This window comes from Sphingobacterium sp. (assembly GCF_039596235.1).
Lineage (GTDB): Bacteria > Bacteroidota > Bacteroidia > Sphingobacteriales > Sphingobacteriaceae > Sphingobacterium.
In genome coordinates this window covers 139,937-161,940 of the sequence record NZ_JBCNKE010000002.1, presented here as the reverse complement: position 1 = coordinate 161,940, position 22,004 = coordinate 139,937, and the positions used below count along the sequence as shown (strand labels likewise).

The window sequence follows — 22,004 nt, the reverse complement described above, 5'->3', positions numbered from 1 at the left end:
ACATGGACGGATATTTTATAAAGATGGATTATTTTACGATAACCAATTCCTATGATCGAAAAGAAAAAAGATGGATTCGACGGCCAACGGGCCATAGTACTGCCTCGAACTATTCTATCAAAATACTGTAGTCGCAACCCACTCATAGCCGGCGCCTATCTGACGGATATTGGCTATTACCCGAAAGCCAAATTTCACTATAGAATGCGTGCGCAAGGGATAGACCAACATATTCTGATCTATAATATAGAAGGATTTGGCTGGGCCAAGGTAGGAAATAAAAAATTTCTAATTAGTCCTGGTGATTTCTTTATTATTCCCGCTGGAGAAGCCAACTGTTATGCTGCAGACGAAAATAATCCATGGTCAATTTACTGGATCCACTTTAAGGGCCAAACTGCCGATGCATTTATACAAACCTATTTCCAAAGAGCTGGAACCTATTTTGGCCGACTTCCTTATAATGAGCACCGCATTCATCTTTTTAATGAATTATATAAACACTTAGAACGTGGCTACAGCCGTGACAACCTAAGCTATGTCAATATGCTGTTGTTGCATTTCCTGTCTTCCTTTCTGTTCGACCCTATTTTTAATGAAGCTTCTTCAATAGATAATGAGACTGATGTTATCCATCAGTCCATCTTATACATGCAACAAAATATGTCATCCATACTTACTCTTCAGAATATCTCCGCTCATGTGCATATTTCCATGTCGCACTATGCATTTTTGTTCAAAAAGAAAACAGGCTTTTCACCGATAGAGTATTTCAATCATCTCAAGATTCAGAAAGCCTGTCAATACCTACAGTTCACTTCCATGCGCATAAAAGAAATTGCCTATCAGTTAGGTATTGAAGACCCTTATTATTTCTCCCGCTTATTCGCCAAGGTAATGGGCATATCACCGAAGGAATACCGAAATAAATATATTAGCAAAACATAAAATAGTCCATGCCTTTGCTCCTTTTTATCGAATCGCCTTATTTGATGGACAAAAAAACGAATTATATCCAGCGATCAGCTCAATTAGTATACTTAACGATTAACTGCTCCGATCTGACTTTATCACATTCTCTGACTCTGTTATTTTTACTCGCAACACGATCTAAACAATTCGGAACTGTTCCAAATCAACAGTTCTGCTCTTACAATACGTATTGACTTGACCTTAAGCACGCCCATCACTTTATTTTTGCAGCGCAGCCGCCTCTTCCTAATGATAATGTAAAGTGTACGTAAACCGAAAGAACAAGCTACTCGCACGATAATTAATATATTGAAAACTATTTACATTTTAAATTGTCGTTATTACATAGAAACAAATAATTAATAGATACATTATGAAAAAAATAGCGCTTTTCTCCCTGATGTCAAGTACTCTTTTATTAATGACGAGTTGCTCCGTGATAGAGAGTATTTTTAAAGCCGGTGTTTGGACAGGTATACTCATTGTTGTTGTTGTCGTTGCGCTAGTCATCTGGCTAATCAGTAAGCTTTTCGGTGGGTCAAAATAATACACGGGACAGAATCTTTCCTGAAATCTGAAAGATTCTGTATCCGCTTTTCATGTTCGCTGCTTTTTCCCAAACCTCTCTTCCCCACAGCGGTAAATACGCTTTTCTATCGAATCATAGTCGTTTTTGCAAACTTCATTTGAAAAACTTTTTTTTATCTTATCTTTATAATTTTATAATTCATCATCTGAATACAATTAAACCAGCGAAGCAGCATTCATAATATATTTTCATCCCTATTTCAATAGCGGATAGCACATGAATAATGATAAAATAAAGGAGAGGAAAGAGAACATGAAAAGAGTTACCTTAAAAGAGATTGGAAAGCAATTAAACCTTTCACCGGGAACTATTTCCAAAGCGCTTAATGATAGTCATGAAATCAGTGCGGAAACAAAAAAAATGATTTTAGCCTATACGCAGAAGATCAACTACATACCAAACTTCTCGGCAAAAAGCCTGAAAACGGGGCGTTCAAACACATTGGCTATTATCGTTCCTTTTATTTCAAGTTCATTTTTCTTTGATTTCTACGAAGAAATCTCCCTTACATTATCCAAAACAAATTACCAGCTCATATTACTCCAGACGTTCAACGATGAAAAAAAAGAAAAAGAGGCCTTAGAACTCTGCGTGCAAAGTAATATCGATGGTATAATTATTTCTCCTGTAAAAAATGATTCCAGCTTATCCCTTCTGATGTATATCATGGACCAAATATGTCCGATTATTATTTTTGACCGGATAAATCACCAACTTGATACTTTTAAAATTGGTATCCAAAACAATAAAGTAATCTATCAAGCCACAGAAGAAATGATAAAAAATGGCCGTAAAAACATTATTTTACTGCTATGTAAAGATATCGGAGGGAACGCCAGCAGAATTAAGGGCTACAGAGACGCACTTTTCAATTGCTCTATTCCCTATAACGAGCAAAATATTGTAGAAATATCATATTCAAGCCCCAAAGATGATATTGACGAGGAACTCGAAAGAAAAATAAGTGGCTTATTGAGCAGTTCATCCCCTCCAGATGCCCTTCTATCGACAACGGACACCTTGTCGCTCAAAGTATTACATATATTAAATAAACTTGCGGTAAAAATTCCAGAAAACATGAATTTAATCGGCTTCAGCAACACACCTTTTGCAAATAGCTTAAACCCATCGTTGACAACGATTACCCAACCTACACGTCTTATGGCAGATAAATCTGTAGAGCTACTGCTCGAAATGTTGAAAAAGAGAAATAAAAAGAATTATTTTGAATTTGAAACTTATTTTCTAGACTGCAAGATTGAGCATCGAAAATCAACTTCTGTATTTCCCGGATAATCATGATCCATTTTTGGATCCATACAAAAAAGATATTACGTCTGTCAGCAACTTAACACCATTATATTCATTTATAAACATAAATTTCAATATGTCATTCGATTCCGATAACCATCCAGCACAAAACTCAAGGAGATTATTCCTAAAGAAATCCGGCATTATTGCCCTCGGAAGTTCCCTTCCTACCTCCTCATTGTTATCTTTTACAAGGCAATCAAAAGACCAAGTCATTAAAGTCGGACTAATAGGCTGTGGCGGCCGAGGCACAGGTGCTGCAATCCAAGCCTTACAGGCTGATGCAAACTGTCAGATTACTGCTATGGCAGATGTTTTCCAGGACCGTATGGACGAATCCTATGCCGCTTTGATGGAAGTTCGCCCAAAACAGGTAAAAGTTGATAAAAACAACAAGTTCCTAGGTTTCGATGCCTTTGAAAAAGTCATTAATAGTGATGTAGATGTGGTATTGCTCACCTCCCCACCAGCATTTAGACCACTACATTTAAAAGCTGCCGTTAATGCAAAAAAACATATCTTTTGTGAAAAACCTATGGCTGTTGACGTACCGGGACTGCATAGCGTGTTGCAATCGGTAAAAAAAGCGAAAGAATCTAACTTATCGCTTGTTTCTGGCTTCTGCTTCCGTTACGATCTTCCGAACCGGGCTACATTTACTAAAGTGTTGGAAGGAGCAATAGGCCAGGTAAGATCAGTCAGTACATTTCGCTATGGCGGCGAGGCGACCTATATCGAACCTCGTCCAGAATGGAATAAAATGACCCAACAAATGAGAAACTGGTTTTATTACAATTGGCTTTCAGGTGATTTTATTGTAGAACAAGCCGTACACAGTTTAGATATGATGTCTTGGGCCATGGGTGACGTCATGCCCATTTCAGCGATGGGCACCGGCGGCAGACAAGTCCGTGTAGATCCAAAATATGGAAATATCTACGACCATTTTGCCATAGAATTTAAGTATGCAAATGGAGCAATAGGGACACACTTCTGTCGACAACAAGCAGGAGCCACCCCTAGAAATTCGGTGAGCATGCTAGGAACAGAAGGTGCAGCCGAAGTCGTCATTGGCGGAAAACATACAATAACCGGAAAAATGGACTGGAATTACACCGGTGCAAAAAACAATATGTACCAAACGCAACATGATGAGCTGTTTGCTGCAATCAGAAGCAACAAACCGATTAATGATGGCGAGTGGATGACCAACAGTACACTACTCGCTATTTGGGCGCGCATGGCGGGCTATACAGGTCAAAACCTAACCTTTGATCAAGTGATAAATTCGAAAGAAAATCTTGGTCCTGAGTTATCGTCTTATCACTGGGAGCTCAACATAGATGGACCTTCTATTGCTACACCCGGAAAGACAAAATTTAGCTAAGTTCTAAAACCTTATGAAAAGACTTATTTATTGCATTTGCAGCATTTTACTGCTTAACAATAGTAACCTCCTTGCGCAAGACAATACACTATTCAATTTTGGCCAGGAAGTCCAATGGGAGGACTGGATACTAAACAAGAAGAACACAGAAAAAATTCATTGGATCAATGTCAATACAGACCCTGATACATGGCGCATGGAGAAGGGTAATCTTATTTGCAAAGGAAAACCAATAGGTGTCGTGCGCTCTGCAACAGTACGAAAACTTCATCATCCATGTCGAATGGAACCATCAATACGCTGGCGGTAATTCCGGAATCTTCGTTTGGTCAGATGCCAAACCGGATCCAGCCGGAAGGCTGCCTGGAGGCGTAGAAGTACAAATGCTCGAATTGGACTGGGTAAATCAGAACCATATTGATGGCAAACAAGCGCCAATTGCCTACGTGCACGGCGAATTATTTGGGGTAGGTGGTGTTACCACAATACCCGACAGCCCCCGTGGTACACGGAGCAAATCCATAGAAAATAGGGCTAAGGGAAAAGGCGAATGGAACAAATACACCATCGTATGTATTGATGGCACGATCAAATTGGCCGTCAACGGAAAATTTGTCAACGGGATACGCAATTCAACTATAAAAAAAGGCTATCTCTGTCTCGAATCCGAAGGGTCTGAGATTCATTTTCGTAATTTTAAGCTGATTGCGCTGGAACCCGGTGTCACATGTGGTGAACAGATCGCAGCGTTGATTTCCCCTTAGATCATAATAGGCCAAAAAGCTCAAAATTCCAACAAATGGAATTTTGAGCTTTTACATAGCAGGTACCTGTTCGCAAGACCTTGCTAACAATATCAACACGAAAGATTATTTGATTAGATTACGCAATGCATGGACTGGCAAATCAATTTTTGTATCATTTGACAAACGTCCTTTCAAGGTATTCCATTGCAAACTATCAAGGCGGACAGAAGACACACCTTCCGTTTTGATATCCAAAACATCGGCTCTTGATTTATCTCCTTTTCTATTAAAATAGACCTCCGAATTCTTCGCTAGAATATCAGCGGTTTTATAATCCACCCGCGGCAGCCCCAGATTGGTATTTGTGATATCAACGCGTAAATGACTGGCAGGCGCGGTATTTTTATCGTCACGGTATCCGAAATCATCTATATGCGAATTTGTCAAAACCAAATTGAGCGTATTGATGGCCGTTTCTCCACTTAAAGTGAAATTCTCAACACTATCACCAACAATAGTGAACTCATCAAGTTTTGCGGAAAACTCGTTTATATCCGCTTTCTTCAATGTTACGCTTTTCAGATCAGGGGTAAAAATATAAACCGACTTATAATACTTATCGCCGCCTTCCAAAAAATCCAGCGCCAAAACACCATCTGCTTCTATCTTCGCCTTTACAAAATCCGCCTGGCTCTTATTGACCTTCACCATAAACTTATCACTTTTTACCACATGTAAATTTATCCCCCTGGCATCTGAACCAAGGATTTGCAGCTTATCAAATTTCCCAACAGGAAACGACCGAAAATAAACATCTGCCGCATCAGGGTTTGACACCTCCTTTTCTACATTTGCATGATAAATGTTTGCATCGACCCTATTGATCCGAACAAAATAAGAGGCTACCAATGTCGGAACAATAAAAAGTAATATCGCGAGCCCTATCAATAATTTAGTACTTAATTTCATGATTCATTTTGATTAAAATTCTGTTCAACAAACTGCTTGTAACGTTGTTCCAATTCAGTTAGACCAATTTCCAATAAATAGATATTCCGAAAGAACAATGGAAGATCCTCTTCCAAAAAAACCGTCTTCCGATGAGATTTAACGTTCCGGACAGAATCCGCGGTCAAGAAAAATCCGATTCCGCGTTTATTTGTGATAATCTCTTTCTGTTGCAGCATATCATAGGTCCGCATCACTGTATTCGGATTAACCTCCAATTGCACCGCCAGCTCCCGTACCGACGGCAACTTGTCGTTCGTTTTCCAGGTTTCCATTAAAATATGATCACATATGTATTCCGCAATCTGTAGATAAATCGCTTTGTTGGCATTAAATTCCATATTAAATCTCCTTCTCTTTTAACCTTAAAAAGGCAATCCCCCAGAATATCAATGTGAGCACGATCCCCGTCACTGTAATTAATGCAAAGATGTGATTTGAATCTGACCAATAATTATCATCCATGCGCCCCACTGTATTTTCCGTTTGTGTTTTCATGAGATACACAAAAAAAGACATCCAGACCACACAGTAAAGAACAAGTGAGATCGCGGTCTTAATATATTGATAACCTTTAAAAATAATACCCCCCATTAAAAATATGGCATTCAATACGAAAGGTAAAAAACAGGTATAATATGCGCCGCTTGGATAATCCACGCTAAAAAAGTATTGCCAAAATTCTACTGTGACCTGCTCACCAAGCTCATTTATCTCTGTTCTAATGGATGGACCAAAACCCCGCAAATAGGAAATAAAGACTAGATCGATCAGGTAATAAATCAGCAAATACGAGCTGATCCCCACGAGCAGCGTATAAAAAATACCGACCAGAAATTTTTCCAGCTGCGACGCCGGTATCATCAGTTCAAAAATTGCCCTAGTCTTACGTCCAAGATCAGCAAAATAACTGCTTGAGATCACCGTCACAAAAAACAAACCCAATACACAGAATAAAGGCGATCTAAAATTCAATATTGAATAGGCATGTGCAGCATCATTTTGAAGACGATCATAATTGGTACCCACATTAAACGCATAAAAACAAAAAATTACGCCCGCGATCACACCTATTGACATCAGATATATTCGTCCAAAACCGATCCATTGCCTACGGATCAGCGCAAAAAAACGTGTAGCATTAAACTGGTTTGACATATTCATCGACTTTAATGAGATTTGTAATTTTTTCTTTTTGTTGCAAAACAGCATTGAACAACAGCTCCAGATCCAGTTTGGAATCTTCCGCTAGTGTATTTGGAAGAATCACATTGAAGCCCCCAAGCGCCTCCTCCGCATGCAGCACATCCAAAGACAGTTCCTTCATCTTTTTAAAACATAGCTTATCCGTAATCAGGTTAACAGAAGCATTCAACGCCACCTTATGTTCATCAAGCAAAATGACCGCATCAATCAGATTATCCAGATCACGTACCTGATGGGTTGATATGATTACGCAACGGTCATCCGTGATGGCCGAAGCCATAATTTTACGAAACTGCACTTTAGAAGGGATATCTAAACCATTCGTAGGCTCATCCATAATAATGATCTTCGTATTGGAAGCCAAACCAAAGGAAATAATGTATTTCTTTTTCTGCCCATAGCTCATCTCCGCCAATTTTTGTTCTACCGGAATTTCAAACTCCGCAATCAAGCGGGAGAAGTATTCCCGGTCAAAATTGGGATAAAATCCCGCATTGGCTTTTAGAAATTGTTCCGACTTTACCGCAGGCAAATAAAATTCCTCCGGAATAAAACTGATCTCCCGTAACAAAGAAGGCTCCCGTCGTGCGGGGTTGTGTCCCAAGACTTCAACCACCCCAGAAACTGGATAGACCAAGCCGGCAATATTTTTTAGCAAGGTAGACTTGCCCGCACCGTTCTTTCCAAGCAATCCATAGATATGCCCCTGCTTCAAGCTGAGGTCCATTTGAAGAAAGAGTGGCCTGGACTTACTATAACTGAAATTTAGATTTTGGATAGTAATCATACTACTGTATTATTTAATTAATACACTAATATAGATACTAATTCTTGATGATTCCAAAAAATATGTTAAAAAAATAAAACTGTTATCACTTTAAAAGGCTACTTCGTCGCTAGCCTGACAGCTGATTGTAAAGCTAAAAACCAGAAAGAACGGCAAACAATAAGTTTACATAATGAACACAGATATACTGATAAGAAGACAGTTAAATAAAACAATTATGAAATTCATAATGAATATTTAAGCTCATCATGCATTATTATTAGTACCTATTTGAAACCGTCTCCATACGAAAAACCAAAAATTAGCGCATTACAGATACTTTTTTATTTCAATTGAGTGAAGGTACAATAGTGCAATAAAAACCTCTTAAATCGTTTAAAAAGTACCAAAAAAGACACATATCACATAGCTAACGTAATGAAGTCAATTAAAACCGGAACTTACTCTCCTTTTTTGAGCTGGCTACCAGATATAATCTGTCAAAAACGGCATCTGGAGCACCAAAAAGTCGATTAACCTTAAGTTAATATCAAACATATATAAATCATAATAAATTAATAATCAAATCTATAAATAATATTATATAAATAAAAAAATCATATCAGATTCAAGCCTGTTTTTACCACCTTCCCATGCGACAATAACACCCAGCAATCATTTTTAATCTGAATCTGCTTAGCTGCTGTCCCAATAATAGCCTAACTAAATATGTTTTTTAATGTATTTTATGTTCATCTTTGTACAATATGACTTCTATTTACGCCTTTATTTTAGCATTGCATTCTACCTGGCGATGGGTTGCTTTGATCACTCTTATGGTTAGTTTATTCCGTTTTGCCTATCAAAAAAAGAAAGGACTCCCCTTCACCCCTACTGATAGTTTCCTAAAAAAGGCGGTCATTATTGCTTTTTATATGCAAGCATTATTGGGCATCATACTCTATATATTAAGCCCGATTACACAGTATTTTCTGACGCATTTCAAAACGGCTGTACACTTACGACAGATCCGTTTTTTCGGTATGGAGCATAGCAGCATGATGATTCTCGTCGCAGTCTTTCTGCTTATCGGTAGCCTAAAAAGCAAAAACGCCGATACAGATGATCGACGTTTCAAAATTTTACTCATTTGGTTTGGTCTCGCATTACTGATCGTGTTAAGTTCCATTCCCTGGGAATTTTCTCCATTGACCAGTAGACCAAGCTTCCGTTCTTTTTGATCAGTTATTCTTCCACTCCCCTTTTCGTTTATCGCGCATTGCCGCCATCCCTTCTTTGAAGTCAGCTGTCTGACGAAGTTTAGCAAGCTCATCCAAAAGAAATGCATATTTATCCGTCAATGTACCTTCTTTTAATCTACGAAGCGCGCCAAAGCCCCTGGAGATAGCCAAAGGCGCATTCGCTACAATAGCGCTTTTCAATGCGTCCAATTCAACTTCCCCCGGCTCCAAAATTGCATAAAGCAATTCCTTTTCCAGCGCCTCTTCCGCAGAGAAAGACCTACCTTGAATACAAAGATCCATTGCTTTCCGTTCGGGCATATACTCCAGGAGCAAGGCCAATACCTGAAAAGGGAAAAGGCCGATCTTCACTTCCGGCAACGAAAATCGCACCTGTGGCGTAGCAAATAAATAGGTACAGGATAAGGCAATTAGAAAGCCACCTGCAATCACATCGCCCCGGACAACACATATGGACGGCTTATTTAAATCAGCAAACAGTTCAGCAAGCGATTTCTCGACCTTGGGAATCCGGGGATTAAGTTCATCGATCGAGGGATCTTCAAAAGCTTTGAGATCCATTCCGGCACAAAATACGGGACCTTCCGCTTCAACCTGTATCAGACGAACCTCCGGATCTGCATTAGCCAATGCCAAAGCATAGGCAATCTCACTCACCATGGTAGGACTAAAAGCATTCCTTTTTTCCGATCGCGCCAGCGTCAATATAAATACATGCTGTTCGCGCTGTACCTTTATGAAATTCAATTTTTCCATTTATTCTATCTACAAGATCATCTGTCTAAAGCTATTCTCCAAAGCCATCTTTTCTGCCAAACTCCCCCTACCGAAAAAATCCAGCAAAATTTCCGATGGAATATTTCCAACCAAATCATCTTTGGCAAATGGACATCCACCATACCCCAATAATGCCCCCTCAAACTTACGGCAGCCGGCATCGTAGGCGGCCTGAACCTTTGCTAGGCTATCCTCTCGCCTGGCATGAAAATGCGCCCCGATAGCGAGCTGCGGATAACGCGTCCGGACAAGACCGAAGAGCTCAGCAATCTGTCCGACATTCGCCTCTGAAGTCGTATCAGCCAGAGAAAACTCCACTATCCCCAGTTGCATAAGCCGATCGATCCATTCTTTGACCAGATCTACCGACCAGAAATCACCATAAGGATTGCCAAAAGCCATGCTAATATACACTACTAACGTCTTACCATAGGTATCAGCCAGGACTTTCATTTCCTTCAATTGCTGATAAGAATCATCCAGCCCCCTATTCGTATTGCGCAACTGAAAGGTTTCTGATATCGAAAATGGATAACCTATAAAATCTATTTTCTCCGCCTGAACAGCCTCTTGAACACCTCTCAGATTAGCGACAATTGCCAATAACTTTACCCGATCGTTCTTCAAAATACCATGCAGGACTTCTTTTGTATCAGCCAATTGCGGAACCGCCTTTGGAGAAACAAAAGAACCAAAGTCAATCACATCAAATAAACCGCTATTTATCAGCGTATTGATATGTTCAACCTTCTTATCTGTTGCAATAAAATTATGCAGCCCTTGAATGGCATCTCGTGGACAATCGACCAATACAACCTGATCTTTCATACTGTACTATAAAATATCTTTTTCAATTTCGCGGGCAATCACCATTTTCTGTATACTGGAAGTCCCCTCACCTATCGTACATAGTTTGGCATCTCGAAAGAACTTTTCCGCAGGATAGTCTTTTGTAAAACCATATCCACCAAAAATCTGTACAGATTCATTAGAAACATTTACAGCCGCTTCAGAAGCGTACAGTTTAGCCATCGCGCCAATTTTGGATACGCGCTCACCATGATCTTTGAGATAACCCGCCTGACGGGTCAATAGCTCACTCGCCTCCACTTGGGTAGCCATCTCTGCCAAGGCAAATGAAACCGCCTGAAAATCATAAATCTTCTTGCCAAACTGCTCCCTTTCATGTGCGTATTTTAGGGCACATTCATAAGCACCGCGCGCAATTCCCAAGGAAAGGGCCGCAATGGAGATTCTTCCGCCATCCAGAAGCTTCAGCGCCTGTACAAATCCCTGACCTTCCTCACCAATGAGCTGATCGCTATGAATTCTACAGTTATCAAAAAATAAACATGCCGTCTCCGAAGCACGCATACCCAGTTTGTTTTCTTTTTTTCCTGCGGTAAACCCTGGCGTACCCTTTTCAACGATAAAAGCGGACATTCCCTTTTTGTCACCCTTTTGCCCTGTCCTGGCGATTACAACAGCGACACTCGAACTAATAGCATGTGTAATGAAATTCTTCGAGCCATTCAACACGTAATAGTCACCATCCCTTTCGGCAAAAGTGGTCATACCACCAGCATCCGAACCTGAACCAGTCTCTGTAAGGCCCCAAGCACCGATCCATTCCGCAGTAGCCAGTTTCGGAAGATAACGTTTCTTCTGCTCTTCATTGGCAAAGCTCAAAATATGATTGGTACATAACGAGTTATGTGCCGCCACCGAAAGTCCGATCGATCCACAAACTTTGGAGATTTCATCCAGTACGGTAATATACTCCTGATAACCTAGGCCCGAACCTCCGTATTCCTCGGGAACGATAATACCCATGAAACCGTGTTCACCCAATTTTTTAAAAACTTCTATTGGAAATAGTTGGGCTTCATCCCATTCCATCACATAAGGTTTGATATGATACTGTGCAAAATCACGTGCACTCTGTCTGATCATATCCATTTGTTGTTTATTTTCAATAAACATAAGCATGAATATTAAATTTACAATCGGTAATACAATTCAAATATATCAAAATATTTAGGAATAAAATTGCAAATATTTTAAAATTTTATTTTAAATTTATCTAAAAATAAGAAATTCTTAATTACATCGCTTTTAAACCAGAATTATAAACTATGAAGGAGCTGCTCGCATTACTTCGCCAAAAAAGAGAAAATTTAAAACTCGGTGGTGGCATCGATAAAATCAAAAAACTGAAGGAGAAAGGTAAACTGTCGGCATGGGAAAGAATAACCTACTTACTGGATCCAGATCGGGAATACCTCGAAATCGGTATGTTTGCTGGGGAAGGTATGTACGAAGAACATGGCGGCTGTACCAATGCAGGCTGTGCAGCTGTATTGGGTTATGTCAAATCCAAACTTTGCGTTATTGTTTCGAACGATGCCACCGTAAAAGCTGGGGCTTGGTTTCCGATCTCGGCCAAGAAAAATCTGCGTGCACAGGAGATCGCCATGGAAAACAACCTTCCGATCATATATCTGGTGGATTCCGCAGGTGTTTTTCTGCCAATGCAGGATGAAATCTTCCCCGACAAAGAACACTTTGGGCGAATATTCCGTAATAATGCGCGCATGTCGTCCATGGGCATTCCACAGATTGCCGCGATCATGGGCAGCTGTGTTGCAGGCGGGGCCTACCTACCCATTATGTCGGACTATGCTTTCATCGTTGAAGGTACTGGATCTGTATTCCTGGCAGGCCCATACTTGGTTAAATCAGCTATTGGAGAAAATGTAGATGCCGAAACACTAGGTGGCGCCGCCACACATTCCGAAATATCAGGTGTCACAGACAATAAATTTCCCGACGACCAAAGCTGCCTTACGGCCATTAAAAACGTAATTGATAAAATCGGCGGACATGCAAAGGCTAATTTCAACCGGAAGGAAAGCCTACCTCCAAAAACAGACCCCGAAAAAATTATAGAAATCCTTCCGGAGGATCGGACCAAACCTTACCGCATGCAAGATGTCCTCGAAGCGATTGTTGATGCGGAAACACTGGAGGAATACAAACCCGATTACGGCAAAACCATTGTATGCGCACTTGCACGTGTAGATGGCTGGGCTGTGGGTATCGTCGCCAACCAACGGGAAATCATTAAAGCGAAGAAGCCCGGAAATGCCATGGAAATGCAAATGGGCGGTGTTATCTACAGCGACTCCGCGGATAAAGCTGCTCGCTTTATCATGAACTGCAACCAACAAAACATTCCACTCGTCTTCTTTCAGGATGTCACTGGATTTATGGTCGGCAGCCGATCGGAACAAGGTGGAATCATTAAAGATGGTGCCAAAATGGTCAATGCAATGGCAAATTCTGTCGTACCCAAATTTACATTCATTGTAGGCAACAGCTATGGAGCGGGAAATTACGCGATGTGTGGCAAGGCTTATGATCCGCGGCTGATCTATGCTTGGCCAAGCGCCCAAATGGCCGTCATGAGCGGCGCCGCTGCCGGCAAAACGCTATTCCAAATCCAGGAATCCGCATTGAAGGCCAAAGGAAATGAAATCAATGAAGAAGAAAAGAATATACTATTGAAATCTATTGAAGATCGATATAATGAACAATTAAGCCCTTATTATGCCGCTGCCCGACTCTGGGTCGATGGAATTATTGCCCCTGCGGAAACCAGAAAAGTTATCAGCATGGGAATAGAAGCCGCTAACGAAAAACCTATTGTTGAGCGATACAATGTGGGGGTAATTCAGGTATAAGTAGCATATATTAGGAAAAATGAGCAGACAACACTAGCTCAAGTAATAAAAAGCCCGCCTGTACCGTATGATGCAGGCGGGCTTTTTTAAAGGACTCAACAAACTGATGTTGTTTACAACGTACGCCAGGTTTTGCTGATAATTTCAAATCCATCCACTGCCTCTGGATTTCGCATGACATCTTTTGAGACGGCCTTATCAACAGCTATACCGGAGAAGATCTTTTTAATAGGTAGTTCCAGCTTTTTCCCGCTCCAGGTATAAGGAATAGCGGAAACCTCAAAAATTTCATCCGGCACATGCCGGGGACTATATTCCCTTCGAAGAGACCTCTTTATTTTATCCTTGAGTTCATCATCCAGCACACCATTTTTGACCTGTACAAAAAGCAACATATCAGAAGAACCGTTTTCATGATCAACACAGATGACCAAGCTATCCTGAACCTCATCCGTTGCATTCAACACATTATAAATTTCAGCTGTTCCGATACGCACTCCACCACGGTTCAGTGTCGCATCAGAACGTCCATACATAATGATACCATCATTCGGTGTGATCTTAATCCAGTCGCCATGGCTCCAAACACCAGGATACTTATCAAAGTAACTATCATAATATTTCTCATTGGAATAATCATTCCAAAAGTAGATTGGCATACAGGGCATCGGCTCCAAGATAACCAGCTCGCCCACCTCATCGTACACGTCTATTCCCTCCGCATTAAAAGCAGCTATCTTAGCCCCCAATGTACGGCATTGTATTTCGCCGGCATACACATCAAGCAATGTACAGCCCGAAAGAAATGCGCTACAAACATCTGTACCACCACTTAATGAAATAATCTGAGCTTGCGGAAATTGCTGTTGTATCCATTCAAAGACAGCCGGCGGCAGCGGAGAACCCGTAGATCCAATTGTTTTTGGGGTATAATTCAATGTTTTCAGATCTTGATCCTGACAGGAGATTAAGTACGCAGCACCTGCACCAAAATGATCCACAGCAGTCTCTTTTGCAAACCGCCATAGGCTCAATTTATCCGGATAGTTCGTTGCTCCGTCATAAATGCACAGTGTATTTCCCATTAATAATGCCGAAAGAGCGTAATTCCACATCATCCAGCCTGTTGTGGAATACCACATAAACCTTTCCCCCTGCTGCACATTCTGATGCAGCCCCAGTGCTTTCATATGTTCCAACAGCATTCCCCCAGCCCCATGTGTTATTGCTTTAGGTTTTCCCGTCGTCCCCGAAGAGTATAAGATCCATATGGGATCTTCAAAAGCTACTGCAGTAAACTTAAGCTCATGTTGTGAAACGTCCGAATGCATGATCATTTGCCAGGTTTTATCATCGATAAAAATAGAGGCTGTCAAAGACGGCAATTGTCCAGCAAGCTTACGTATGCTATCTTCCTTGTCAAAAAGACGCCCATTGTAATAGTAATCTGCATTTGCAAAAAGCACCTTAGGCTCGATCTGCTCAAAACGGTCCTGAATACTTGCTTCGCCAAAATCTGGAGAACAGCAGGACCAAACCGCCCCAATTGAATTCGTAGCTAAAAACAACGCGATAGCTTCCACTCCATTGATCAGCACCCCAGCAACCCGGTCCCCTTTCCTAACCCCCTGATTTTGTAGGTAAATTTGTAATCTGAGCACCATGACCTTTAGCTCTTTCCAGGAGATCTCGCGCAAAGGCTGCTGTTCCGACTGAAAAATAAGAGCCGGTCGGGCATCTGTTTCGCAACGAAATACATGCTCCGAATAGTTTACCGTTGCTCCACTAAACCACTTTGCTCCAAAAAAGTCATCCCTGTTCGCCGGAAGAGCTAATACACTGGTAAAATCTGAATGAAATTTTATATTAAAGTAAGCTGCAATATCCTGCCAAAAATCAGCAACATGTGCAGTTGACCATGCCCATAGATCATGATAAGACGCAAAGGATAATTGATATCGCTGTTCGATATACTGTTTGAATTTATTGATCTCAGATCGAGATTTTTGTTCTTCTGTCGGGCTCCAGAGTAATTTTCCCATAATAGTTGGATATAAAAACGGTTATACCCAAACTTAGTTAAATTTGCTCTGATATGCAATTTTTATTGGCGCCCAAAACAGAACAAACAAATAAAATCAATTATATTATTGAAATATTATTCTGAAATACCTACAATTCATCAAATAAACAAGATAAACCCAGGCTTTTTTTAAAGCACTTCGATTTCGGTTCCCTCGACCACCGGATGACCGGTACACAATAATATCCGTCCATTCTCCATTTCACGATCGGTTAATACTTCATTGTAGTCCATTCTCACTTTTCCTTTAGAACATTGCGCAATGCATGTACTACACATTCCGGATTTACAGGAATAGGGTAATTTGATTTTATGTTCCAGCCCCACATCCAGAATAGATTTATTATACGGGACCTCCAGATCATAGCTTTTGCCCTGAAAATGTAACCTGATTTGATACGATGTTGTATCGATCGCTTTCTCGGATTCATCGTCATCATCCTCTTCATTTTCGGGCAATAAAAATGTTTCTCTTTTTATCTGGTCGGCATCAAAGCCCATCCCCAAAAGTGTAAAACGGCATAAATCCATGTAAATCACGGGGCCACATGTGTAAAATAAAGCATCCTCTTTGGTCCCGACAAGATGATCCCTGACAATGGAAAGAATATAATCCCGATTCAGCCGGGCTTTCATTAGATACTTACTGTTGGAATAAATCCAGATAATCGTTAAACGGTCCGGGAATTGCATGGCCCATCCCTCCAACTCCTCACGGAATGGTGTCTGATCCGCAGATCGGTTACTATAAACCAACACAACCTTGGACTCCTGCTCCGTAAGAAGCGCCGTTTTAAGAATGGAATACAAAGGCGTTATACCAATCCCCGCAGCAAATAGAAATAAAGTTCTGACCTTATATTTCTCAGGCTCATAGGTAAATAATCCCTGCGGTTCCATAGCCTGAACGATATCCCCTTCGGCAATCGTATGATGAAGCAATCGCGAGATTTCCCCATTTTCTACACGTTTTACAGTGATACTTAATGGTTCATCATAATCCGGAGAGCTATTAAAAGAATAGGAACGACGAACCTCCCGATCACCGAACATAAATGAAAGTGTAATAAACTGTCCAGCTTTATATCTAGGATACTTACCGTCAAGAGGTTCCAACTGAAAAGTGATATTATTATTGGGTTGAGGAATTATCTTTGCTATTCGTAATGCATACATAGTTCAAATATACTGTCGAATTTTGGCTTACACAAATGTAAAAACCGGAATAGAAATAGCGTTCACACGGACAATTTATAACAATTTTGTTGTATTACAATTGACAGACAATTCTCGTACAATATTTGTGGAATTTCACGTTATATTTATATCGAAACTTATTATAATAAGATTATATGCAAACACGCAGAAACTTCCTTCAAAATGCAGCAAAAGCCACATTGGGTATTGCTGTATCTGGATCAATATTACAAGATATTGCTTCCGCGAAAGCAACTGAATTAAATGCCGCTACCTTAAAATTTTCTCAAGTAAAGTTACCTTTCAGTTATGCAGCATTGGAGCCCAATATTGATGCCCTGACGATGGAAATCCATTATACAAAGCACCATGTGGCCTATATCAATGCTGTCAACGAAGCCATTGTTGCCGAAGCTATCAAGGAAACTTCAGAAGAGCAGCTTTTAGCTAATATATCCAAATATTCGCCAAAAGCCAGAAATAACGCCGGTGGCGCATGGAACCACAATTTCTTTTGGGAAAGTCTGTCCGACAAAGCAAGTCAACCCTCAGAAAAAGTGTTAACGATGATCAATAAGGCCTTTGGCTCATTGGACAAATTTAAGGAGCAATTTGCTGCTGCTGCAACGAGCCGTTTCGGTTCAGGCTGGGCCTGGTTGATTCTTGACGATTCGGGTAACCTGAAAATAACTTCTACGCCAAATCAGGATAATCCATTAATGGATGTTGCAGAAGTAAAAGGCATCCCTGTTCTGGGGCTTGACGTCTGGGAACACGCTTATTACCTGCATTATCAAAACAAGAGGGCAGACTACATCAAAAACTGGTGGAATGTCGTCAACTGGAAAAAAGTAAATGAACGAATCGCATAACATAAAAAAGCCCGATCTAACGATCGGGCTTTTTTATGTTATGCTCCGCAATACAACTTGCTATCCCAGTACAGTTTTCAGCTTGTTCACCTGAAAGTCAATCAGTTTCTGAAGCGGTCCTGCAGCGATCATTTTCATCATCATATTCAGATCCGCATCGATAATAAATGTAGCCTTTGTTACCGTATCCGATAATGCCTGCAGTTCCCATCGCAATGTTACCTCAAAAGGAGCTTTTTCAGATGGAATCAATTTAATCACTTGATTTTCTACACGCTCATCAACTTTCAGCGCCAATTTTGCCATATTTTGAATGGTAAACCGTGCTTCGTCTGCTGTGGAAGACCAATTATAGATATTCTCGGGCATTAACTGCTCATGATTATTGAGATCAGTTAGAAAAGCAAATACCTCGCTGACATTTCTGCTGATTTCTGTCGTGTTCTGAATAGTAGTCATAACGGTTATTATTTCTTTATTGAAAATTCTCACCCCATCCCGCAGGATTCAATCGCCATTTTTTCAAAATTTCAACATCCTCTTCCAATACGTAACTATTTTCAGCAGCAACTTGAATCAATGCATCGTAGTTACACAAGCTGAAGTAAGGACATTTCGCATCAGCAAAATTATCAGTCGCCTGTTGTAATCCGTAGGTAAATATGGAAACCAATCCGACAACATTACAACCTGCTTCGCGCAATGCTTTGACTGCGATCAGGCTGCTTTTGCCCGTCGAAATTAAATCTTCAACCACAACTACACGTTGACCACTAACGACCTCACCTTCAATCATATTCTGACGACCATGATCTTTAGCTGAGCTTCTAACATAAGAAAATGGTAAGCCCAAATCCTGCGCAACCAACACGCCCTGTGGAATACCCGCCGTAGCAACTCCAGAAATCATATCCACGGATCCAAACTCTTCTTGAATAAGCTTAGAAAGCTTCTGACGAATATACGTACGTATCGCTGGATGAGATAAAGTGATACGGTTATCACAGTAAATTGGAGACTTCCAACCCGATGCCCATATAAAAGGACTTTTAGGTTGCAATTTTATTGCTTTAATTTGCAATAAGGATTCAGCAACTTTTTGTTCAACCTCATTTAAATTATTCATGGCGCAAATTTATAAAATTTATATGAACGAAACCGTGCTAATTTTAGCCGATTTCGTTCCTTCGAAAACAAAAAATACGCAAACAATTAGTATTCAAGACATTGAACTTCAAAAACTTTTCAAACAATCTGAAATTGATAAAGTTCCAAAGACCTATCTCTACGTCAATAAGGATTTCGAAACCGTATTTCAAAATTTAAAAAGTAAGCTGAAAATCATCAAGGCAGCTGGCGGATTGGTTAAAAACGGTGACGGAGATTACCTTTTTATCTACCGCTTGGGTAAATGGGATCTCCCAAAAGGCAAAGTAGAAGACAATGAAAAAATGAAAGAGGCTGCCGTACGTGAAGTAGAAGAAGAATGTGGCATTAAAATCAACTATCTGGGAAAAAAGATCGTAACATCTTACCACACCTATTATTTACGTAATGGAGAATTTGTATTAAAGGCAACCAACTGGTATGAAATGGGCGTTAATAAAGTTCCCAAACTCATACCACAAACCGCTGAAGACATTACAAAGGCAGAATGGCGTTCTATAGAGCAATTTGACGAAGTAAGGGCCAACACCTATCCGATTATAGAAAACATCATCAAAAAGCTCAAATAAGCCTTCTTTTGAGGTTCATTTGACAGTAATCCAGGAGATCATTCTTATTTTTATACGATGGAAAATATAACAGGAAAAAGGGCCTTAGTGACCGGTGGAGCAAAAGGGCTTGGGAAAGCCATCGCTGTTGCATTGGCTAAAGAAGGCGTGCATGTTGCAATTACAGGAAGGAACGAAACAGCATTAAAACAGACTGCTGCCGAATTGACCGCTTTAGGTACAGCTGTTACTTATGCCGTATTTGATGTGTCAGATAACGAGGCGGTACAGCAGGGAATTAAAAACCTCAATGAAACCTTTGGCGACTTTGATATTCTTGTCAACAATGCGGGCATATCTTCCTTCGCCTCTGTAATGGAGATGGACGTGCAAGACTGGACTGCGATAATCAATGTTAATCTATTGGGGACCTATTTTGTTACAAAAGCAGTGCTGCCTCAGCTAATTGAAAAAAATCAGGGCGATATTATCATGGTATCTTCTACTGCCGGATTAAATGGGGCCGCTACGACATCCGCCTATAGCGCGTCAAAATTTGGTGTCATTGGATTTGCCGATTCATTGATGCGTGAAGTACGTAAAAATAACATTCGGGTTTGTACCCTGACACCAAGTACCATTGCATCCGATATGTCCATAGACCTTGGTCTAACTAACGGTGACCCAGAAAAAGTATTACAACCGGAGGATTTCGCTGAATTGGTTATTGCCAATTTAAAATTGCCTAGAAGAGCGATGTTAAAATCAGCTTCTTTATGGTCGACAAATCCATAAGGTTATTATTGTGGGGCTTTAAACATACCAAACCCCACAATAAAATTATTTCTGATCATTACCATCCCCGGAAGGAAGTTCACCAATTCATGTTTACAATAAACAAAAAATTATGAGTCAACTATTTTCACCCCTAAACATCGGTTCCCTGCATCTGAAAAATCGCTTAGTCGTCTCCCCCATGTGCCAATATTCTGCTGAAGAGGGATTTGCAAACAACTGGCATCTTGTCCACCTTGGTCAATTTGCAATTGGTGGCGCAGCGGCAGTCATACAGGAAGCAACAGCCGTAGCGCCCGAAGGCCGAATCAGCTATGGAGATCTTGGGATATGGGATGACCAGCATATTGACAAACTCAAAGAAATAACAGCTTTTATCAAAGCAAATGATGCTATCCCCGGCATTCAGCTCGCGCATGCGGGCCGCAAAGCCAGTAGCAACAAGCCCTGGCTTGGCCGTGGCCAATTTGCCCCTTCAGAAGCCCTAGGATGGCAGACCCTTGCTCCATCTGCTTTGGCATTCCATTCGGCAGATCACGTTCCCAAAGAGCTTAAAATAAATGAGATCGAAGAAATCATCGAACAGTTTGGACAAGCTACCCAAAGAGCGATTCGAGCTGGTTATGAAATCATCGAACTCCACGCAGCACACGGCTACCTCATCCACCAATTTCTCTCCCCTTTGTGCAACCTGAGAACAGACAAATTTGGTGGTACATTTGAAAACAGAATTCGTTTCTTGCTGGAGATCATCAAAAGGGTAAAACAGGAAATAACAACACAAAGCTTATGGGTACGTATTTCTGCGACAGACTGGGCCCCGGGTGGCTGGGACCTGGATCAATCCATTGCACTGTCAAAGCTCTTGGTAGAACAGGGTATCGCTATCGTCGATGTATCAAGTGGTGGAGCTGTTTCACATCAAAAAATTGATGTTGGCCCCGCCTATCAACTGCCTTTTGCTGTAGCGATCAAAGAAAAAACGGGAACGAAGACCGCTACTGTCGGACTTATTAAAACAGCTACTCAGGCCGCCGATATTATTGAGAAAGATCAGGCAGATTTAATTATGATTGCCCGGGGCTTTTTGGATGATCCCCATCTTCCATTACACTTCGCAAAAGAATTATCAGTAGACATCCCTTGGCCAAAACAATACGAAAGAGCAAAATGAAATTAAGCTTAAACAAAATACACCATATCGCGATTATATGCAGTGACTATCAACGATCGAAAAAATTCTACACCGAGGTCCTCGGACTTGAAATCTGGCAGGAACATTATCGGGCAGAGCGGGATTCCTACAAACTGGATTTAAAACTCAACGAAACTTACGTCATTGAATTGTTTTCCTTTCCCTCCCCCCCTAGCAGACCGAGTTTTCCTGAAGCCGCCGGTTTGAGGCATTTAGCCTTTGAGGTCGATAACCTCGATGCGGAAATACATAAATTAGAACAGGCGGGTATCGCACATGAACGGATAAGGATCGACGAGCTAACACAAAAAAGATTTACGTTCTTTGCCGATCCTGATCAGCTTCCGATAGAACTATATGAGCGTTAGAAACAAAACTTT

At 40.8% G+C, this 22,004-nt stretch carries 22 protein-coding genes; 11 read left to right on the top strand and 11 right to left on the bottom strand.

Annotation, left to right across the window (positions count from 1 at the left end; genetic code table 11):
• Nucleotides 1–51 precede the first annotated feature (51 nt).
• The 4 genes from ABDW32_RS04815 (at nucleotide 52) to ABDW32_RS04800 (ending at nucleotide 5,023) form a co-directional block, all read left to right on the top strand.
• The gene (locus ABDW32_RS04815; protein WP_343559979.1) at nucleotides 52–948 is read left to right on the top strand and encodes an AraC family transcriptional regulator; all 897 of its coding nucleotides are present in this window, start codon (nucleotides 52–54) and stop codon (nucleotides 946–948) included.
• Nucleotides 949–1,813: 865 nt separating this feature from the next.
• Entirely contained in the window at nucleotides 1,814–2,857 is a 1,044-nt protein-coding gene (locus ABDW32_RS04810; RefSeq protein WP_343559977.1) for a LacI family DNA-binding transcriptional regulator, read from the top strand.
• A 91-nt stretch (nucleotides 2,858–2,948) separates the two neighbouring features.
• Nucleotides 2,949–4,259, top strand: a complete 1,311-nt coding sequence (locus tag ABDW32_RS04805) for a Gfo/Idh/MocA family oxidoreductase (protein ID WP_343559975.1) — start codon at nucleotides 2,949–2,951, stop codon at nucleotides 4,257–4,259.
• 236 nt (nucleotides 4,260–4,495) lie between these two features.
• Nucleotides 4,496–5,023, top strand: a complete 528-nt coding sequence (locus tag ABDW32_RS04800; RefSeq protein WP_343559973.1) for a DUF1080 domain-containing protein — start codon at nucleotides 4,496–4,498, stop codon at nucleotides 5,021–5,023.
• Nucleotides 5,024–5,128: 105 nt separating this feature from the next.
• On the opposite strand, the gene ABDW32_RS04795 is transcribed toward ABDW32_RS04800, so the two are convergent.
• Genes ABDW32_RS04795 through ABDW32_RS04780 form a run of 4 tightly spaced genes read right to left on the bottom strand, consistent with a single transcriptional unit; the run spans nucleotide 5,129 to nucleotide 8,006 of the window.
• A complete protein-coding gene (locus ABDW32_RS04795) occupies nucleotides 5,129–5,974 on the bottom strand; it encodes a hypothetical protein (protein ID WP_343559971.1) in 846 nt (281 codons plus the stop codon).
• Nucleotides 5,971–6,354, bottom strand: a complete 384-nt coding sequence (locus tag ABDW32_RS04790) for a GntR family transcriptional regulator (protein ID WP_343559969.1) — start codon at nucleotides 6,352–6,354, stop codon at nucleotides 5,971–5,973. The genes ABDW32_RS04795 and ABDW32_RS04790 overlap by 4 nt, the downstream gene beginning before the upstream one ends.
• A gap of 1 nt (nucleotide 6,355) precedes the next feature.
• Nucleotides 6,356–7,171, bottom strand: coding sequence for a hypothetical protein (locus ABDW32_RS04785; RefSeq protein WP_343559967.1), 816 nt, complete (start codon nucleotides 7,169–7,171; stop codon nucleotides 6,356–6,358).
• Complete coding sequence (locus tag ABDW32_RS04780) at nucleotides 7,155–8,006, bottom strand: ABC transporter ATP-binding protein (protein WP_343559965.1); 852 nt, start codon at nucleotides 8,004–8,006, stop codon at nucleotides 7,155–7,157. Before ABDW32_RS04780 ends, ABDW32_RS04785 begins: the two co-directional genes overlap by 17 nt.
• Before the next feature lie 746 nt (nucleotides 8,007–8,752).
• Here ABDW32_RS04780 and ABDW32_RS04775 point away from each other — a divergent pair.
• The gene (locus ABDW32_RS04775) at nucleotides 8,753–9,226 is read left to right on the top strand and encodes a hypothetical protein (protein ID WP_343559963.1); all 474 of its coding nucleotides are present in this window, start codon (nucleotides 8,753–8,755) and stop codon (nucleotides 9,224–9,226) included.
• Here the strand turns inward: ABDW32_RS04775 and ABDW32_RS04770 are convergent, their stop codons facing one another.
• The 3 genes from ABDW32_RS04770 to ABDW32_RS04760 are packed head-to-tail and all read right to left on the bottom strand — an operon-like array spanning nucleotide 9,227 to nucleotide 12,007.
• On the bottom strand, nucleotides 9,227–10,003 hold the full coding sequence (locus ABDW32_RS04770; protein WP_343559961.1) for an enoyl-CoA hydratase/isomerase family protein: 777 nt from the start codon (nucleotides 10,001–10,003) through the stop codon (nucleotides 9,227–9,229). It lies immediately after the preceding gene.
• A 9-nt stretch (nucleotides 10,004–10,012) separates the two neighbouring features.
• Nucleotides 10,013–10,852, bottom strand: a complete 840-nt coding sequence (locus tag ABDW32_RS04765) for a hydroxymethylglutaryl-CoA lyase (RefSeq protein WP_343559959.1) — start codon at nucleotides 10,850–10,852, stop codon at nucleotides 10,013–10,015.
• A gap of 6 nt (nucleotides 10,853–10,858) precedes the next feature.
• A complete protein-coding gene (locus ABDW32_RS04760; protein ID WP_343559958.1) occupies nucleotides 10,859–12,007 on the bottom strand; it encodes an acyl-CoA dehydrogenase family protein in 1,149 nt (382 codons plus the stop codon).
• 152 nt (nucleotides 12,008–12,159) lie between these two features.
• On the opposite strand from ABDW32_RS04760, the gene ABDW32_RS04755 reads away from it, so the two are divergent.
• Nucleotides 12,160–13,767, top strand: coding sequence for an acyl-CoA carboxylase subunit beta (locus ABDW32_RS04755; RefSeq protein ID WP_343559956.1), 1,608 nt, complete (start codon nucleotides 12,160–12,162; stop codon nucleotides 13,765–13,767).
• 113 nt (nucleotides 13,768–13,880) lie between these two features.
• On the opposite strand, the gene ABDW32_RS04750 is transcribed toward ABDW32_RS04755, so the two are convergent.
• Together ABDW32_RS04750 and ABDW32_RS04745 are read right to left on the bottom strand one after the other, a co-directional pair.
• The gene (locus tag ABDW32_RS04750; protein ID WP_343559954.1) at nucleotides 13,881–15,809 is read right to left on the bottom strand and encodes an acetoacetate--CoA ligase; all 1,929 of its coding nucleotides are present in this window, start codon (nucleotides 15,807–15,809) and stop codon (nucleotides 13,881–13,883) included.
• A gap of 170 nt (nucleotides 15,810–15,979) precedes the next feature.
• Nucleotides 15,980–17,026 (bottom strand): ferredoxin--NADP reductase, encoded by a 1,047-nt coding sequence (locus tag ABDW32_RS04745; protein WP_343559953.1) that lies wholly within the window; start codon nucleotides 17,024–17,026, stop codon nucleotides 15,980–15,982.
• 176 nt (nucleotides 17,027–17,202) lie between these two features.
• On the opposite strand from ABDW32_RS04745, the gene ABDW32_RS04740 reads away from it, so the two are divergent.
• A complete protein-coding gene (locus ABDW32_RS04740; protein ID WP_077435448.1) occupies nucleotides 17,203–17,919 on the top strand; it encodes a superoxide dismutase in 717 nt (238 codons plus the stop codon).
• A 60-nt stretch (nucleotides 17,920–17,979) separates the two neighbouring features.
• Here the strand turns inward: ABDW32_RS04740 and ABDW32_RS04735 are convergent, their stop codons facing one another.
• Both ABDW32_RS04735 and pyrE read right to left on the bottom strand, forming a co-directional pair.
• A complete protein-coding gene (locus ABDW32_RS04735; protein ID WP_077435450.1) occupies nucleotides 17,980–18,378 on the bottom strand; it encodes an SRPBCC family protein in 399 nt (132 codons plus the stop codon).
• Nucleotides 18,379–18,394: 16 nt separating this feature from the next.
• Nucleotides 18,395–19,045 carry an orotate phosphoribosyltransferase gene (gene pyrE / locus ABDW32_RS04730; RefSeq protein WP_343559950.1) on the bottom strand — a complete coding sequence of 217 codons (651 nt, stop codon included), beginning with the start codon at nucleotides 19,043–19,045 and terminating at the stop codon, nucleotides 18,395–18,397.
• Nucleotides 19,046–19,067: 22 nt separating this feature from the next.
• Here pyrE and ABDW32_RS04725 point away from each other — a divergent pair, with 22 nt between their 5' ends.
• The 4 genes from ABDW32_RS04725 (at nucleotide 19,068) to ABDW32_RS04710 (ending at nucleotide 21,992) form a co-directional block, all read left to right on the top strand.
• Entirely contained in the window at nucleotides 19,068–19,655 is a 588-nt protein-coding gene (locus tag ABDW32_RS04725; RefSeq protein ID WP_254846204.1) for an NUDIX domain-containing protein, read from the top strand.
• A 57-nt stretch (nucleotides 19,656–19,712) separates the two neighbouring features.
• Nucleotides 19,713–20,429, top strand: a complete 717-nt coding sequence (locus ABDW32_RS04720; RefSeq protein ID WP_343559947.1) for a 3-ketoacyl-ACP reductase — start codon at nucleotides 19,713–19,715, stop codon at nucleotides 20,427–20,429.
• A gap of 112 nt (nucleotides 20,430–20,541) precedes the next feature.
• Nucleotides 20,542–21,603 carry an NADH:flavin oxidoreductase/NADH oxidase gene (locus ABDW32_RS04715; protein ID WP_343559945.1) on the top strand — a complete coding sequence of 354 codons (1,062 nt, stop codon included), beginning with the start codon at nucleotides 20,542–20,544 and terminating at the stop codon, nucleotides 21,601–21,603.
• On the top strand, nucleotides 21,600–21,992 hold the full coding sequence (locus ABDW32_RS04710) for a VOC family protein (RefSeq protein WP_343559943.1): 393 nt from the start codon (nucleotides 21,600–21,602) through the stop codon (nucleotides 21,990–21,992). The genes ABDW32_RS04715 and ABDW32_RS04710 overlap by 4 nt, the downstream gene beginning before the upstream one ends.
• Nucleotides 21,993–22,004 lie beyond the last annotated feature (12 nt).